At 69.5% G+C, this 16,290-nt stretch carries 15 protein-coding genes; all 15 read left to right on the forward strand.

Translation table 11 applies throughout. From position 1 onward, the window contains the following. Positions 1-118: 118 nt before the first annotated feature. The 15 genes from GO592_RS08850 (at position 119) to GO592_RS08920 (ending at position 16,269) form a co-directional block, all read left to right on the forward strand. Positions 119-1,732 (forward strand): UDP-N-acetylmuramoyl-L-alanyl-D-glutamate--2,6-diaminopimelate ligase, encoded by a 1,614-nt coding sequence (locus GO592_RS08850; RefSeq protein ID WP_007297444.1) that lies wholly within the window; start codon positions 119-121, stop codon positions 1,730-1,732. After that, the gene (locus GO592_RS08855) at positions 1,729-3,243 is read left to right on the forward strand and encodes a UDP-N-acetylmuramoyl-tripeptide--D-alanyl-D-alanine ligase (RefSeq protein ID WP_007297443.1); all 1,515 of its coding nucleotides are present in this window, start codon (positions 1,729-1,731) and stop codon (positions 3,241-3,243) included. The genes GO592_RS08850 and GO592_RS08855 overlap by 4 nt, the downstream gene beginning before the upstream one ends. After that, positions 3,240-4,319, forward strand: coding sequence for a phospho-N-acetylmuramoyl-pentapeptide-transferase (gene mraY / locus GO592_RS08860; RefSeq protein WP_005247625.1), 1,080 nt, complete (start codon positions 3,240-3,242; stop codon positions 4,317-4,319). Before GO592_RS08855 ends, mraY begins: the two co-directional genes overlap by 4 nt. A gap of 4 nt (positions 4,320-4,323) precedes the next feature. Beyond that, positions 4,324-5,823 (forward strand): UDP-N-acetylmuramoyl-L-alanine--D-glutamate ligase, encoded by a 1,500-nt coding sequence (murD, locus tag GO592_RS08865; RefSeq protein WP_007297442.1) that lies wholly within the window; start codon positions 4,324-4,326, stop codon positions 5,821-5,823. Beyond that, positions 5,820-7,355: a putative lipid II flippase FtsW gene (gene ftsW, locus GO592_RS08870; protein WP_007297441.1), complete on the forward strand. Its 1,536-nt coding sequence runs from the start codon at positions 5,820-5,822 to the stop codon at positions 7,353-7,355. The genes murD and ftsW overlap by 4 nt, the downstream gene beginning before the upstream one ends. Further along, positions 7,352-8,500, forward strand: a complete 1,149-nt coding sequence (gene murG / locus GO592_RS08875) for an undecaprenyldiphospho-muramoylpentapeptide beta-N-acetylglucosaminyltransferase (protein ID WP_005247177.1) — start codon at positions 7,352-7,354, stop codon at positions 8,498-8,500. Before ftsW ends, murG begins: the two co-directional genes overlap by 4 nt. Then, positions 8,497-10,008, forward strand: a complete 1,512-nt coding sequence (gene murC, locus GO592_RS08880) for a UDP-N-acetylmuramate--L-alanine ligase (RefSeq protein WP_007297440.1) — start codon at positions 8,497-8,499, stop codon at positions 10,006-10,008. The genes murG and murC overlap by 4 nt, the downstream gene beginning before the upstream one ends. After that, positions 10,005-10,892 (forward strand): cell division protein FtsQ/DivIB, encoded by an 888-nt coding sequence (locus GO592_RS08885; protein WP_237720419.1) that lies wholly within the window; start codon positions 10,005-10,007, stop codon positions 10,890-10,892. Before murC ends, GO592_RS08885 begins: the two co-directional genes overlap by 4 nt. A 217-nt stretch (positions 10,893-11,109) precedes the next feature. Beyond that, on the forward strand, positions 11,110-12,309 hold the full coding sequence (gene ftsZ, locus GO592_RS08890) for a cell division protein FtsZ (protein WP_005247614.1): 1,200 nt from the start codon (positions 11,110-11,112) through the stop codon (positions 12,307-12,309). Then, the gene (gene pgeF, locus GO592_RS08895) at positions 12,306-13,049 is read left to right on the forward strand and encodes a peptidoglycan editing factor PgeF (RefSeq protein WP_005574462.1); all 744 of its coding nucleotides are present in this window, start codon (positions 12,306-12,308) and stop codon (positions 13,047-13,049) included. Before ftsZ ends, pgeF begins: the two co-directional genes overlap by 4 nt. Positions 13,050-13,086: 37 nt before the next feature. Beyond that, positions 13,087-13,821 (forward strand): YggS family pyridoxal phosphate-dependent enzyme, encoded by a 735-nt coding sequence (locus GO592_RS08900; RefSeq protein WP_007297438.1) that lies wholly within the window; start codon positions 13,087-13,089, stop codon positions 13,819-13,821. Positions 13,822-13,906: 85 nt separating this feature from the next. Next, complete coding sequence (locus tag GO592_RS08905) at positions 13,907-14,584, forward strand: cell division protein SepF (RefSeq protein ID WP_005574458.1); 678 nt, start codon at positions 13,907-13,909, stop codon at positions 14,582-14,584. Positions 14,585-14,717: 133 nt separating this feature from the next. Then, positions 14,718-15,020 carry a YggT family protein gene (locus GO592_RS08910; protein WP_005247609.1) on the forward strand — a complete coding sequence of 101 codons (303 nt, stop codon included), beginning with the start codon at positions 14,718-14,720 and terminating at the stop codon, positions 15,018-15,020. A gap of 102 nt (positions 15,021-15,122) precedes the next feature. After that, positions 15,123-15,968, forward strand: coding sequence for a DivIVA-like cell division protein Wag31 (wag31, locus tag GO592_RS08915; protein WP_007297437.1), 846 nt, complete (start codon positions 15,123-15,125; stop codon positions 15,966-15,968). Between the two features lie 49 nt (positions 15,969-16,017). Next, on the forward strand, positions 16,018-16,269 hold the full coding sequence (locus GO592_RS08920; protein ID WP_005574455.1) for a hypothetical protein: 252 nt from the start codon (positions 16,018-16,020) through the stop codon (positions 16,267-16,269). The last annotated feature ends 21 nt before the right edge of the window (positions 16,270-16,290 follow it).

The raw sequence follows: 16,290 nt of genomic DNA on the forward strand, positions 1-16,290 counted from the left end.
TCGGCCGTTCAGTGGACACGGACTTTTCCGTGGACGCAGGGAACTGCCGAGGTAGCACGCTGTATCGATCCGTGCACTACGCCGTTGTCAGTGAGAGTCGACATCCGAGAGGAGCCCGGTGCCTGTTCCGTCCCGCCCGCAGTCGGCGTCAGTGGAGGCGAAGGTCACAGACAGCCTTCGCCCCGCCCAGCCGGTCCGTACCACGGTGAGCGCTCTGGCAGCGCTCGCCGGAGCGAGGGTCGAGGCACCCACCGGAACCGCCGAGCACGTGATCGTCACCGGGGTGGATCTCCGCGCCCAGGGGATCATCGAGGGCGATCTGTTCGCGGCCCTTCCCGGGGCCCGCGCGCACGGCGCGGAATTCGCCGCCGACGCTCTCGCCCGCGGCGCGACCGCGATCCTCACCGACGAGGCCGGATTCGAGTTGGTGTCCGCACTGGGCTCCGACATGCCGGTGCTCGTCCACGACGACCCGCGGGGTGTTCTCGGCGAGCTGTCGGCCACCATCTACGGCCGGCCCTCGGAGAAGATGCAGGTCATCGGTATCACCGGGACGTCGGGGAAGACCACGACCTCGTATCTCGTCGAGGCCGCGCTCACCGCCGCGGGGCGGACGACCGGTCTCGTGGGCACCATCGAGACCCGGATGAGTGGCCGCCGGGTGCCGAGCGCACTGACGACGCCCGAGGCGCCGCAGCTCCACGCCCTGTTCGCGGTGATGCTCGAGCAGGGCGTCGACACGGTGGTCATGGAGGTGTCCAGCCACGCGCTGTCGCTCGGCCGCGTCGACGGGGTCCGCTTCGACGTGGGCGCGTTCACGAACCTCTCCCAGGACCACCTGGACTTCCACCGCGACTTCGAGGACTACTTCGCCGCCAAGGCGCGGCTCTTCGCAGCCGATTCGTCCGTCCATGCACAACACGCCGTCATCTGTGTCGACGACGTGTGGGGCCAGCGGATGGCCGACGTCGCGCGCGGCGCGCACTCGATGGTGACGACGGTGGGCACCACGCCGGAGAGTGAGGGCGCGGTGTGGACGGCGGGCCCGGCGACGGTGTCGTCCTCGGGCTCGCAGACCTTCGCGCTCACCACGGCCGAGGGCACCACACTCGACGTCGAGCTCCGTCTGCCGGGGCAGTACAACGTCGCCAACGCTTCCCTTGCCGTCGCGCTGTGCGCGGCGCTGGGTGTCGATCCGCGCGACGCCGTCGCGGGCATCGCCGGGGTCGACGTGCCGGGCCGGGTGCAGCGGATCGACCGAGGGCAGGACTTCCTCGCCGTCGTCGACTACGCGCACAAGCCCGCAGCGGTCGAGGCCGTGATCGCGACGCTGCGCGAGCAGGCGCACGGCCGCGTCGCCGTCGTCGTGGGTGCGGGCGGCGATCGCGACGCAGGCAAGCGGCCGCTGATGGGCGCCGCGGCGGCGCGCGGAGCCGACCTTCTGATCATCACGGACGACAACCCCCGCACCGAGGATCCGGCGAAGATCAGGGCCGCGGTCCGCGAGGGCGCTCTCGGAGTGCCCGAATCCGAGCGGGGACAGGTGTGGGAAGTAGCGGACCGAGCGAAGGCGATCGCCGACGCCGTCGGCTGGGCGCAGGCAGGCGACGTGGTTCTGGTCGCAGGCAAGGGACACGAGATCGGTCAGGAGATACACGGGGTGAAGTACCCATTTGACGACCGCGACGTACTGGGCGACGCGATCGAGCGACAGGTCGGAGGAGCGCGATGATCCCGATGACACTCGCTCGCGTCGCCGAGATCGTGGGCGGCGAACTGCACGACGTCGCCGATCCGTCGGCCGAGGTGACGGGAACGGTCGAGTTCGACTCGCGGAAGGTCACCGCCGGGGGTCTGTTCCTCGCCCTGCCCGGCGCCCGAGTGGACGGCCACGATCACGCGGCCTCGGCGCTCGAGGCCGGTGCGGTCGCGGTCCTGGCGGCGCGCCCGGTCGGCGTCCCCGCGGTCGTCGTCACCCCGACACCGAGCGACATCCCGAGCAAGGCGATGGCACTCGAGCACGACACCGACGGATCGGGCGCCGCCGTGCTCGCGGCCCTCGCGAAGCTCGCGCGCGCATCCGTCGACGACCTCACCGCGAAGGGGCTCACCGTCGTCGGCGTCACCGGATCGGCGGGAAAGACGTCGACGAAGGATCTGCTCGCCGCCGTCCTGCGCCCCCTCGGCCCCGTCGTCGCGCCGCCCGGATCGTTCAACAACGAACTCGGCCACCCGTGGACCGCCCTCCGCGCGGACGCGGACACGGGATACCTGGTTCTGGAGATGTCGGCCCGCGGCCGCGGCCACATCGCCTCCCTCGCGACAATCGCACCCCCGAAGATCGGGGTCGTCCTCAACGTGGGCACGGCGCACCTCGGCGAATTCGGTTCGCGTGATGCGATCGCCGCCGCCAAGGGCGAACTCGCGGAGTCGCTGCCCTCGGCGGACGACGGTGGCGTCGCGATCCTCAACGCAGACGATCCGCTGGTGGCAGCCATGGCCCCGCGCACGTCGGCCCGGGTGGTCCTCGTCGGCCAGTCGGAGTCCGCGCACGTGCGGGCCACCGACATCGTGCTCGACGAGAAGGCAAGGGCGCGTTTCACTCTCACGGCGCCGGCGGGCAGTGTGACCGTCGAGCTCGCCGTGCACGGCGAACACCAGGTCGGCAACGCGCTCGCCGCAGCGGCGGTGGCGCTCGAATGCGGGGCGGACCTCCAGCAGATCGCGCTGGCCCTCTCCGGTGCCGCCGCCGTCTCGGCGCGCCGGATGGACGTCCGCGACCGGCCGGACGGTGTGACCGTCGTCAACGATTCGTACAACGCGAACCCCGACTCGATGCGGGCGGCCCTGAAGGCGCTGGTGTCGATGGCCAGGACGGGCCGGGGTGCGGCGCGCCGGAGTTGGGCGGTGCTCGGAGAAATGGCCGAGCTGGGTCCAGAATCAGTGGTCGAACACGACGCCATCGGCAGATTCGCCGTCCGGCTGGACGTGAGCAGGCTGATCATCGTCGGAACCGGCAGGCCCGCCCGCGCCATGCACCAGGGTGCGGTCATGGAGGGTTCGTGGGGCGAGGAGTCGATCCTCGTCCCCGACATCGCCGGTGCGGTCGCCTTGCTCGAACAGGAACTGGCGCCGGGTGATCTGGTGCTGGTCAAGGCGTCGCAGTCCATCGGATTGTGGGAGGTTGCGGACACGGTGTTGGCGGGAAGCACGGGACAGAAGGGTTCGGAGGCTACGCGGTGAGACAGATCCTCTTCGCGGCGGGCATCGCGCTCGCCGTCTCGATTCTGCTGACCCCCGTTCTCATCAAAGCCTTCTCCCGTCAGGGATTCGGTCAGGAGATCCGTGTCGAAGGTCCGGCGAGCCACCAGTCGAAGCGCGGCACCCCGACGATGGGTGGCGTCGCCATCCTCGCCGGACTGTGGGCCGGCTACTGGGGTTCGCACCTGATCGGCATCGGCTACAACGCGGACGGGCCGTCGGCATCGGGACTGCTGGTTCTCGGTCTCACGACGGCGCTCGGCGGGGTCGGATTCCTCGACGACTTCATCAAGATCCGCAAGCAGCGCAACCTCGGTCTGAACAAGACCGCGAAGCTGGTCGGCCAGCTCATCGCGGCAGTGGCGTTCGGCATTCTCGCGCTGCAGTTCCGGGGCGCCAACGACCTCACGCCGGGCAGTGAGCACCTGTCGTACGTGCGTGACATCGCGACGGTCACGATGGGCTCCGTCGTGTTCGTCGCGTTCTGCTACCTCCTGGTGAGCGCCTGGTCGAACGCGGTCAATCTCACCGACGGACTGGACGGTCTCGCTGCCGGTTCCATGAGCCTGGTGCTCGGCGCGTACGTGATCATCACGTTCTGGCAGTACCGCAACGCGTGCGAGACGAGTCCCGGCAAGGGCTGCTACGACGTCCGCGATCCGCTCGATCTGGCCCTGATCTGCGCGGCCGGTGCCGGTGCGTGCATCGGATTCCTGTGGTGGAACGCGGCGCCCGCCAAGATCTTCATGGGCGACACCGGTTCGCTGGCACTCGGCGGCATGCTCGCCGGACTGTCGATCACGACGCGCACCGAACTGCTGATGGTCGTGATCGGCGCGCTGTTCGTCGCCGAGGCGGCATCGGTCGTGATCCAGGTCGCGGTGTTCCGGTCGAGCCGGAGACGAGTGTTCCGGATGGCTCCGTTCCACCACCACTTCGAACTCGCCGGGTGGGCGGAAACCACGGTGATCATCCGGTTCTGGTTGCTGGCCGCCATCGCTTCCGCGATCGGGCTCGCGCTGTTCTACAGCGAGTACCTGGCAGCGATCGGGGGCTGACGACGTGGCAGAGGAACACGGCGGGCTCGACTGGTTGCGGGGTCGCAGCGTCCTCGTCGCCGGTGCGGGAGTCTCCGGCCGGGCCACCATCGAACCGCTTCGTGACCTCGGTGCGCTCGTCACCGTCACCGACGCGAACGTCGACGCCCTCGCCGAGTGCGCGCGACTCGGCGCCGCGACCGTCCCGATCGACGATCTGCTCGCCGAGCGGGACCGGGTCGCCGAGTTCGCGCTGGTCGTGACGAGCCCGGGGTTCCGTCCGGACGCGCCGCTGCTCTCGCTCGCCGCCGGGGACGGGGTGCCGATCTGGGGCGACATCGAGTTTTCCTGGCACGTCGACCGGGCCGGGCTCTACGGTCCGCCCCGGCGGTGGCTGGTGGTCACCGGAACCAACGGCAAGACCACGACGACCTCCATGCTGCAGTCCATCCTCGAGGCGGCCGAGCTGCCGAGTCTGGCCTGCGGCAACATCGGGCTTCCGGTACTCGACGCCCTGCGGCAGACCGAACCCCGGGCGGAGGTGCTGGCCGTCGAACTCTCGTCGTTCCAGCTGCACTGGGCGCCGTCGGTCCGGCCGACCGCAGGCGCGATCCTCAACATCGCCGAAGATCATCTGGACTGGCATGGCGGGATGCAGCCGTACATCGATGCGAAGGCCCGCGCCCTGACCGGTGAGGTCGCGGTGCTGGGGCTCGACGACGAAGTCGCGTCCTCTCTTTTCTCCTCGTCCCTCGCAGACCGGACCCTGGGTTTCCGGCTCGGTGTGCCGGCGTCGGGCGAACTGGGTGTCGACGACGGGTATCTCGTCGACCGCGCGTTCGCCGACGGCGAGCGGCTTGCCCCGGCCGAGGGGATCACCCCGCCCGGGCCTGCCGGACAGATGGATGCCCTGGCCGCGGCGGCTCTGGCCCGGGCGATCGGAGTTCCGCCGGACGCCGTCGCTGCAGGTCTGGCCGCCCACGTCGTGGGCCCGCACCGCGCGGCACACGTCGCCGACGTCGGGGGAGTGACATTCGTCGACGACTCCAAGGCCACCAACCCGCACGCCGCCCGCCCATCGATCCTCGCCCACGAGCGGGTGGTGTGGATCGCCGGTGGTCTGCTGAAGGGTGCGCGGGTCGACGACCTCGTCCGCGAGGTGGCGGGTCGCCTCGCCGGCGCCGTCCTGCTCGGCCGCGATGCGATGCAGATCGCAGAGTCCCTTGCGCGACACGCCCCCGAGGTTCCCGTGGTCACTGTCGAAACGGGAGACGATGCAGGTGTGAGTGCAGTCCCGCAGACCGCGACGCACCGGCTGGTGCTGCCGGCGGACACCGACAGCGACGGCGTGATGGGTGTCGTCGTGCGCGAAGCGGCTGCGCTGGCAACGGCAGGGGATTCCGTCGTCCTGGCGCCCGCGGCGGCCTCGCTCGACATGTTCGACAGTTACGGCCACCGGGGGCGCAGCTTCGCGGACGCCGTCGGCAGGCTCGACGAGTCGGACATCTCCAGGACTCTGCGATGACCTCCGCCGGAGCCCGCACCCGCCGCGTCCCCGAAGGACGGCGGTCCCCGGCCCGCACGGCGGCAGCCCCCGGGGTGGTGAAGCGTGCACCGTCGAGTCCCCGCACGCGCACGGCACCTCCGCGTGGCCCGCGCACCCGGATCGGGGCCTGGCTGTCGCGGCCTCTGGCGTCGTTCCACCTCGTGGTCACCATCGCGTTTCTGCTGACGGTCCTCGGCCTGGTGATGGTGCTGTCGTCCTCGAGCGTCGAGGCCTACGCCTCCGACGGTTCGGCATACACCCTCTTCACCCGGCAGGCGCTGTTCGCGGCTCTCGGGCTCGGCCTGTTCTACGCGGCGCTGCAGATCCCGGTCCGGGTGATGCGCGCCCTGTCGTTCCCGGCCTTCGCGGTCACGATCATCCTGCTGGTCCTGGTCCTCATACCCGGCATCGGCACCGTGTCCCAGGGCACCCGCGGTTGGTTCGTCGTGGCGGGATTCTCGTTGCAGCCCGCCGAGCTCACCAAGATCGCGCTGGCAGTGTGGGGCGCGCACATCCTGGCGTCGCGGCGCAGCGACATCTCCAGTATCCGGGACATGCTCGTTCCGCTGGTGCCGGCCGCGCTCGTCGCGTTCGTCCTGATCATCCTGCAGCCCGACCTCGGAACGACGGTCTCGCTGGCCATCATCCTGATGGCCCTGCTGTGGTTCGCGGGCCTGCCGCTGAAACTGTTCATCGCGATCGTCGGCACCGGCTTCGGCGGAATCGTGATCCTCGCGCTCACCGCCGGCTACCGCTCCGCTCGCGTGCGCGAGTTCCTCAATCCCGGTTCCGACCCGCAGGGCATCGGGTACCAGTCGCGGCAGGCGATGTATTCGCTCGCCGACGGCGGAATCCTGGGGCGAGGGCTGGGGCAGAGCCGCGCGAAGTGGAGCTACCTGCCGAACGCCCACAACGACTTCATCTTCGCGATCATCGGCGAGGAGCTCGGATATCTGGGCGGCGCCGCCGTCCTCGGCTTGTTCGGACTGTTCGTGTACACGGGCCTGCGCATCGCGGCCCGATCCGCCGACCCGTTTCTGCGCCTACTCACCGGAACGGCGACGGTGTGGATCACCGGACAGGCATTCATCAACGTCGGATACGTGATCGGGCTGCTGCCCGTCACCGGCCTGCAGTTGCCGCTGGTGTCCGCCGGCGGAACGTCGACGGCCACCACACTGTTCATGTTCGGCCTCGTCGCCAACGCGGCGCGGCACGAACCGGAGGCGGTCGCGGCGCTGCACTCCGGACAGGACGGCCCGTTCGGTCGTCTCCTCCGGCTCCGCAAGCCGGAGGCGTATTCGCCGGTGCGGGCCGACGCGGCACGCGCCGAGGCGGTGCGCCGCGCCGAGGCCCGCCGGCGGGCCGGTCGGGAGATGGCCCCACGGACCCGCAGCGTCACATACGAGAAGGGCCGCCCCGAACGCGGCAAGGGCCGCACCCCCGAACGAGGTGCACGTCAACAGCGAAGCTCGGGTGGCCGAGCAGGAGAGCGAGGATTTCGTAGGTGAACGGCGACAAGTCCACCCTGTCGGTGATCGTGGCCGGTGGTGGTACCGCCGGGCACATCGAACCGGCTCTGGCAGTGGCCGATGCGATCAAGGCGATCGACGACACCGCGGTGGTGACCGCTCTCGGTACGGCGCGTGGCCTCGAAACCACCCTGGTTCCCGAGCGGGGCTACCCGCTCGAGCTCATACCTCCGGTGCCGCTGCCCCGTAAACCCACCCTCGACCTGCTGCGACTTCCCGGCCGGGTGCGCGCGTCGGTGCGCCGCACCCGCGAGGTGCTCGACGCGACCGGTGCCGACGTCGTCGTCGGATTCGGCGGGTATGTCGCGCTGCCGGCATATCTGGCGGCCGGCCCCGGACTGCTGCGCCGCCGGCGCCGCATTCCGATCGTGGTGCACGAGGCGAACGCCAGTGCCGGGATAGCCAACAAGATCGGTGCCCGCCGGGCCGCCCGGGTCCTGGCCGCGGTCGCCGGTTCCGGAGTCTCCGCACGCGGTCGTTCGGACGCGGAGATCCTCGGGATCCCGGTCCGGGCGTCGATCACCGGTCTCGACCGGGCGGCCCTGCGGGCGGAGGCGCGCGCACATTTCGGGCTCCCCGCCGACGGTCCCGTACTGCTCGTCTTCGGTGGTTCGCAGGGCGCGCGGTCGCTCAACGAGGCCGTGTCGGGCGCGGCCGAGTCGCTGGCAGCGGCCGGTGTGGCCGTCCTGCACGCGCACGGACCGAAGAACACCCTCGACGTTCCCGCGACACCGGGCGGCCCGCCGTACGTGGCCGTTCCCTACCTGTCGCGGATGGACCTCGCCTATTCGGCCGCGGACGCGGTGATCTGCCGGTCGGGTGCGATGACGGTGGCGGAGGTGTCGGCGGTGGGGCTTCCCGCGGTGTACGTGCCGCTGCCACACGGCAACGGGGAGCAGGAACTGAACGCGCGACCGGTGGTCGCCGCCGGAGGTGGAATGATTGTGGCCGACGGAGACCTGTCCGCCGGATTCGTCGCGGAGACCGTGATCCCTCTGCTGCGTGATCCCGCACAGCTCGAGGACATGGGGCGACGCGCGGCCGGCGCGGGTCACCGCAGCGCAGCCACCGAGGTTGCGCGCATCGTGCTCGACGTGGCCGCGCTGACGAGGGGAACCCGATGACCGACCTGCCCGCGGAGTTGGAACGTGTCCACATGGTCGGGATCGGCGGCGCCGGAATGTCCGGAATCGCGCGGATCCTGCTGGCCAGGGGTGGGCAGGTGTCCGGATCGGACGCCAAGGAGAGCCGCGGCGTCCTCGCGCTGCGTGCCCGCGGCGCGCACGTGCGGATCGGTCACGACGCCGGCGCGCTCGACCTGCTGCCCGGCGGCCCGACCGTCGTGGTCACCACCCACGCAGCCATCCCGAAGGACAACCCGGAACTCGTGGAGGCGGCCCGGCGCGGGATACCCGTGATCCTGCGACCCGCGGTGCTGGCCTCGCTGATGCAGGGGCATCGCACCCTGCTGGTGTCGGGCACGCACGGTAAGACGTCGACCACGTCGATGCTGGTGGTGGCGCTGCAACACTGTGGTTTCGATCCGTCGTTCGCGGTCGGCGGCGAACTCAACGAGGCCGGAACCAACGCCCACCACGGTAGCGGCGACGTGTTCGTCGCGGAGGCCGACGAGAGCGACGGTTCGCTGCTCCAGTACGAACCGGACGTCGTCGTCGTCACCAACGTCGAAGCCGACCACCTCGACTACTTCGGCAGCACCGAGGCGTACATCCAGGTGTTCGACGATTTCGCGGCACGTCTGTCGCCCGGCGGTCTGCTCGTCGCCTGTCTCGACGATCCGGGGTCCGCGGCGCTCGCGCAGCGGGTGGCGGCGCGGGGACTGCCCGGTGTGCGGGTGCTGGGGTACGGCAGCGCCGAGAACACCGATGGGGCCTTCGCTCCCGTCGACGGCGTCGAGGTCGGCGCGCGGCTGCTGAGTTTCGAGGCCCGGGACGTCGGCGGAGTGCTGCAGTTCCAGCTGGCCGGCGAACAGGCGCCGAGGACGGTCCGGATGGGTGTGCCCGGCAGGCACATGGCGCTCAACGCTCTGGCCGCTCTCCTCGCCGCCCGGGAAGCCGGTGCCGACGTGGACGAGATCCTCGAAGGCATTGCCGGATTCGGGGGAGTGCACCGCCGGTTCCAGTTCACCGGCCGCGAGCACGGGGTCCGCGTGTTCGACGACTACGCTCATCACCCCACGGAGGTGCGTGCCGTGCTCGGCGCCGCCGCCGATCTGGTGCGCCAGCCCCACGAGGCCGACCGTCGCGAATCCGAGGACTCGGTGCGCAGCGGCAAGGTCATCGTGGTGTTCCAGCCCCACCTGTACTCCCGCACAGCAACATTCGCGGAAGAATTCGGGCACGCGCTCGACCTCGCCGACGAGGTCGTGGTCCTCGACGTGTACGGCGCGCGGGAAGAACCGCTCCCGGGTGTCAGTGGCGCCCTGGTCGCGCTGTCGGTGTCGAAGCCGGTGCACTACCAGCCCGATCTGTCGCAGGCGCCGCGGCAGGTCGCGGCCCTCGCGACCCCCGGGGACGTGGTGATCACCATGGGTGCCGGTGACGTGACGATGCTCGGCAACCAGATCCTCGACGCTCTGCGTGCGGCTCCGCACCACCACCCGTCGCGATGACGCGGGAGCGTCGGGGCCGGTCGGAGCGGCCGGACCGCCCTGTCCGCCGCGACGTCCAGCGCAGTCCGAGGCCAGGGCGTGAGGCCGGTGCCCGCGCGACGGCGAGCGATCGGACGTCCTCGCGTCGGCGCACCTCGACGGTCACCGACCCCGAAACGCGGCGCACCCGCGAATCGGCTTCGGCGGCACGGAAGTCCGCGGCGGCGGAGACGCCGCAGCGACCGTGGTACCGGCGGCCCGCGGTGGTGGGCGTCGTCGGTGTCGTCGTGGTCGTGGCGCTCGGCCTCGTCGCCTGGTTCACGCCGCTGCTGTCGGTGCGGGAGACGGACGTCGCGGGGGCGACGTCCGTCTCCGAGGAGCAGATTCGCCAGGTGCTGGCGGTGCCGCAGGGGCAGCCGTTGCTGCGTGTCGACACGGAGGGCGCGGCTCAGCGGGTCGCCGCGATCCCGAAGGTGGCGTCCGCGCGCGTCCAGCGGGTGTACCCGTCCACCATCCGGGTCACGGTAACCGAGCGGGTGCCCGTCGTGTTCGTCGACAACCCTGGCGGTACCCATCTTCTCGATGTGGAGGCCGTGGACTACGAGATCGCACCGCCGCCGCCGGGGGTGCCGCGTCTGGTGACGGAGACGCCGGGGTGGGGCGACCCGTCGACGGAGGCTGCGATCGAGGTGCTGGAGTCGATGCCGCCTCAGCTCCGCGGTCAGGTGGGACAGATTGTGGCGAAGTCGATTTCGGATATCGCGGTGACGTTGCTCGACGGCCGGACCGTGGTGTGGGGCGGCACGGAGAAGTCCGAGCGCAAGGCTGCGGTCACCCTGCCGCTGCTCACTCAGCCCGGGCAGACGTACGACGTGTCGAGTCCCGACCTGCCGACGGTGCGGTGAGGGGTCGTGACCCGGATGCGAAAGAGTTGCGGGCGAGTTCGTCAAATAACTCGGCGCGTCTCGGCGCGCCTAATGGCGTATCCGTATGGCGGTGCATAGCGTTTCGCTCTAGTCGGGCAGCACTTGACATAACCGTAACCCTATGGTTGAGGTTGAGGGTTCAGGCTGGACTGATCTGTACGAAAGCGTGATACACACTCATGGAAGGCGAGAGCCGATGACGCCCCCGCACAACTACCTCGCCGTAATAAAGGTCGTCGGCATCGGCGGCGGCGGCGTGAACGCAGTCAACCGGATGATCGAGCAGGGACTCAAGGGAGTCGAGTTCATTGCCGTCAACACCGACGCGCAAGCGCTGCTGATGAGTGACGCCGACGTCAAGCTCGACGTCGGCCGGGAGCTCACCCGCGGGCTCGGAGCCGGCGCGGATCCCGAAGTCGGCCGCAAGGCCGCAGAAGACCACAAGGACGAGATCGAGGAAGTCCTCAAGGGCGCCGACATGGTGTTCGTGACCGCAGGCGAGGGCGGCGGCACGGGTACCGGTGGCGCACCGGTCGTGGCGAGTATCGCGCGCAAGCTCGGAGCCCTCACCGTCGGTGTCGTCACCCGCCCCTTCTCCTTCGAGGGCAAGCGCCGCGGCGGCCAGGCCGACACCGGCATCCAGTCGCTGCGTGAATCGTGCGACACCCTCATCGTGATCCCGAACGACCGCCTCCTGCAGCTCGGTGACGCCGCAGTCAGCCTCATGGACGCGTTCCGCAGCGCCGACGAGGTCCTGCTCAACGGTGTCCAGGGCATCACCGACCTCATCACCACCCCCGGTCTGATCAACGTCGACTTCGCCGACGTCAAGGGCGTCATGTCCGGCGCGGGTAGCGCGCTGATGGGCATCGGATCCTCGCGCGGCGAGGGCCGGGCCATCAAGGCCGCGGAATCGGCGATCAACTCTCCGCTGCTCGAGGCGTCGATGGAGGGTGCGCGCGGCGTGCTGCTCTCGATCGCCGGTGGCAGCGACCTCGGCCTGTTCGAGATCAACGAGGCGGCGTCGCTGGTGCAGGAAGCTGCCCATATCGACGCGAACATCATCTTCGGCACCGTCATCGATGATTCGCTCGGCGACGAGGTGCGGGTCACCGTCATCGCCGCCGGGTTCGACGGCGGCGCCCCCGCCCGTCGGCCGGTCGAGTCGGGCGCCGCCGGTCGCAGTGCCATCGGTGCCGGGCGGGCGGGCGAGGTCGGACAGCAGGCCGAGCAGCAGCACAGCGAGCCGATGTCGGTGACCCGAGAGACGATCAGCTCCCACCAGAGCCCGAGCAGTCTGCCGCCGCTTCCGGGAAACGGTCAGTCCCGTGCGGTGCCGGTGTCCGACGAGGAGGGTGAAGACGAAGTCGACGTGCCCTCCTTCATGCGTCGTTGAGTTCGTCGTCAGCCCCCGATTTCAGGGTTCGCCGGGTCGTCACCACCCGTGCCGGTGGGCAGTCCGTCGCACCGTACGACACGTTCAACCTCGGTGATCACGTCGGCGACGATCCGGCCGCCGTGGAGGCGAACCGGCGTCGGCTGGCCGACAACATCGGCGTGGCCTTCGACCACTTGGTCTGGATGGAGCAGATCCACAGTCGCAACGTGACCGTGGTCGACGGGCCCACCGACGTGCCGGTGCCCGCCACGGACGCGCTGGTGACGACGGTGCCGGGGCTCGCACTCGCGACCCTCAGCGCCGACTGCGTCCCGGTGCTGCTGTCCGACGACGAGGCCGGGGTGATCGCCGCCGTCCACGCCGGCCGGATCGGCGCACGCATCGGCATCGTTCCGCGGGTGCTCGACGTCATGGTCGAGCAGGGGGCGCGGGTCGACCGGATCGGCGCCTTCCTGGGTCCGGCGGCGAGCGGCCGACAGTACGAGGTTCCCGCGGCGATGCAGGCGGACGTCGAGAAATTCCTTCCCGGCAGCGCCACCCGCACCGTCAAGGGGACCCCCGGCCTCGATCTGCGGGCCGGCCTGCGGAAGCAACTGCTCGACGCGGGTGTCTCGGGGGTGGCGGAGGATCCGCGCTGCACCATCGAGGACCAGACACTGTTCAGTCATCGCCGGCAGGCCCCGACCGGTCGCCTCGCGGCGGTGATCTGGATGGATACTGGGCAAGACAGCGTGTGACGACGGCCGCCGGCGGCGGCGAGGATTCGGTGTGGGAGTGGACAAGATGGGCAGGGTCGGGGAGATCGAGGCTGCGCTGGGCGCCGTGCGCGCACGGCTCGACGCGGCGTGCCGGGACGCCGGCCGCGACCCCGCGGAGGTGTCGCTGCTGCCCGTCACCAAGTTCTTCCCCGAATCCGACGCGCGGATCCTGTACGACCTCGGGTGCCGCGAGTTCGGGGAGTCACGTGAGCAGGAGGCCACCGCCAAGATCGCGGAGTTCCGGACCGCGGTGACGGATCCGTCGGTGCGGTGGCACATGATCGGGCACCTCCAGCGCAACAAGGCGAAGGCCGTCGCGCACTGGGCGTACGCCATCCACTCGGTGGACAGCGAACGACTCGTCGGCGCCCTCGGCCGCGCGGCGACCGCGGCTCTCGAGGCGGGGGAGCGGCCCGAGCCTCTGCGGGTGCTGCTCCAAGTCAGTCTGGACGGCGATCCGCAGCGCGGCGGTGCCGCGATCGCCGACCTCGAACACCTTGCCGCGCAGGTGCAGTCGTCGCCGGGACTCGAATACCGCGGGCTGATGGCGGTTCCGCCGATCGACGCCGACCCGGACGCGGCGTTCGAGGAACTGGAGAAGATACACGCGCGGCTCAGGCGCGACCATCCGGATGCGACGGACCTCTCAGCAGGCATGACGAATGATCTCGAGCACGCTGTCCGGCACGGGTCGACGTGCGTGCGTGTCGGAACCGCGCTGTTGGGTTCGAGGCCTATAACCTCGAAGTAGATCGCCCAGGTGATCGCCAACCCGTCCACACCGCTGCGACCGGTCGCAGTTGGATCCTGTCCGCCGCGCCAAGGAAGGTCGATCAATGAGCAGTCTGCACAAGTTCAAGGCTTACTTCGGCATGGTTCCCCTCGACGACTACGAGGACGAGTACCTGGACGAGCCGGAACCTGCGCGCAGGCCCGCTCGACCGGCGCGTGACAGTGGACGTGACCCGTATCTCGACCGCGACGACCGTGACTTCGCGGAGCCGGCCTTCAGTAAGGCTGCCTACGCTCCCGGCCGCCGGGACGACCTCGACGACGACTTCGACCGGTACGACGGCCCGCGGCACTCGTCCCGGGTCGAACCCGTGGCCGTCCGGTCGGCCCGTCCCAGTGCGAGCGGTGCCGTGCGCGGCAGCACCCGCGGCGCGCTGGCCGTCGACACGCGGTCCGAGCGGGTGGAGAGTCGTCGCGGACCCCTCTTCGACGAAGGGGGCCCGCTGTCCAAGATCACCACACTGCGTCCCCGCGACTACGGGGAGGCCCGGACCATCGGCGAGCGGTTCCGTGACGGCACCCCCGTCATCATGGACCTCGTCGAGATGAGCAACGCCGACGCCAAGCGCCTCGTCGATTTCGCCGCCGGACTGGCATTCGCGCTGCGCGGGTCCTTCGACAAGGTGGCCACGAAGGTGTTCTTGCTCTCACCCGCAGACATCGACGTCTCTGCCGAGGAGCGTCGCCGCATCGCGGAAACCGGCTTCTACAGCCAGAAGTAAACCGGCGAGCGGGGGAAACGACCATCGGGATCCGAACGTCCGAAACGACGCGGGCCGCGGCGGCTGTGGCGGAGAAAGCCCTGGCCACGCGGCTCGTTTTGATCGGCCGGACATTCTCAGGCAGAGTGAAGGTGTGGCCTTGTTCTCGGTGATCTACTTGATACTGTTTGTCTTTTGGCTGCTACTCATCGGCAGAATCATTGTCGAGTTCGTACGGACCTTCGCACGAGACTGGCGGCCAACCGGCGTCGTGGTCGTCATCCTCGAAGCGATTTTTACGGTCACCGATCCTCCGGTCAAACTGCTCCGGCGGTTGATCCCCCCGATCAATCTCGGGGGGGTGCGGTTGGATCTATCCATCATGGTCTTGCTGTTCATCGTCTTCATCCTGATGTCGATCGTTCAGGGACAAGCGCGTGCTACGGGTCTGGTGTGACAGAATGGACCCCATTGATCCAGTCTTGTTTCACCGTTACGTAGACTGCGCTGTAACTGAATGCTTGCTAGACCGCCAAATGACGCGTGAAGGGATCCTTCCATGCCGCTGACTCCCGCTGATGTGCACAATGTCGCGTTCAGCAAGCCACCGATCGGTAAGCGGGGCTACAACGAAGACGAAGTCGATGCGTTTCTCGACCTCGTCGAGCAAGAGTTGTCGCGCCTGATCGAGGAGAACGCCGACCTTCGGCAGCGAGTAGGGGAGCTCGACAAGGAGCTCGCCGATGCGAAGAAGGCTCCACGCTCCGCGTCCGCAGCACAGACTCCCGCCCCCAAGGCAGAGCCGGCTCGCGTCGTCGAGCAGCCCAAGGCTCCCGCGCCGGCACCGGCTCCCGCCGCTGCGGCTGCGGCCGCTCCTGCACAGGGCGCCGACGCACACATGCAGGCTGCCAAGGTTCTGGGTCTCGCCCAGGAGATGGCGGACCGCCTCACGAGTGACGCGAAGACGGAGTCCGAGCAGCTGCTCGGCAACGCGCGCACCAACTCGGAGCAGCTGGTCAGCGATGCGCGGACCCGTTCCGAGACGATGATCGCGGACGCCCGCCGGAAGTCGGAAGCGCTGATTACCGACGCTCAGACCCGGTCCGAGACCCAGCTGCGCCAGGCCAAGGAGAAGGCCGACGCGCTGCAGGCGGACGCGGAGAAGAAGCACACCGAGATCATGGCGACGATCAACCAGCAGCGTTCCGTGCTGGAGGGTCGTATCGAGCAGCTCAAGACATTCGAGCGCGAATACCGTGTGCGCCTGAAGTCGTACCTGGAGTCGCAGCTCGAGGAACTGGAGCAGCGGGGATCCGCGGTTCCGGTGGACGGCGGTCAGGATTCGTTCGCGCAGGGTGGATCGCAGTCCAATTACAGCCAGTCCTACGCCAAGGGCAATAGCTGACTGAGCGCGCGGTAGTTGCCCAGCCAGCGGCCCGGATAGAGGTTGAGCCGTGCTGGTCGTGACACTCGCTCTTGCAGCGGTGGGGTTCGCTCTCCTGGTGGTGGCTCTGATGACCGGTTCGGTCGTGTGGGCCTGGGGATGCATCGTAGTGTGCGTCGCCGGAGCGGTCCTGCTGCTCGTCAGCGCCCTCGCGGGCAAGAAGGCGGCGACCGTGCCGGGGCAACCCGCGAGCGGTGTTCCCGGTGAACGCGGTCCCGCACGGGACGCGGACACGACGCCCGGTTCCGACGAGGGCGACTGAGCTGCCGCACGCCGGTGGCGG

This window comes from Rhodococcus sp. 21391 (genome assembly GCF_016772255.1).
GTDB lineage: Bacteria > Actinomycetota > Actinomycetes > Mycobacteriales > Mycobacteriaceae > Rhodococcus_F > Rhodococcus_F opacus.

What these genes read in the sequence shown, in the direction of transcription:
- GO592_RS08855 (WP_007297443.1), top strand. Translation starts at nt 1,729, where the DNA reads ATGATCCCGATGACACTCGCTCGCGTCGCCGAGATCGTGGGCGGCGAA.
- ftsW (WP_007297441.1), top strand. Translation starts at nt 5,820, where the DNA reads ATGACCTCCGCCGGAGCCCGCACCCGCCGCGTCCCCGAAGGACGGCGG.
- murC (WP_007297440.1), top strand. Translation starts at nt 8,497, where the DNA reads ATGACCGACCTGCCCGCGGAGTTGGAACGTGTCCACATGGTCGGGATC.
- GO592_RS08885 (WP_237720419.1), top strand. Translation starts at nt 10,005, where the DNA reads ATGACGCGGGAGCGTCGGGGCCGGTCGGAGCGGCCGGACCGCCCTGTC.
- ftsZ (WP_005247614.1), top strand. Translation starts at nt 11,110, where the DNA reads ATGACGCCCCCGCACAACTACCTCGCCGTAATAAAGGTCGTCGGCATC.
- GO592_RS08905 (WP_005574458.1), top strand. Translation starts at nt 13,907, where the DNA reads ATGAGCAGTCTGCACAAGTTCAAGGCTTACTTCGGCATGGTTCCCCTC.
- wag31 (WP_007297437.1), top strand. Translation starts at nt 15,123, where the DNA reads ATGCCGCTGACTCCCGCTGATGTGCACAATGTCGCGTTCAGCAAGCCA.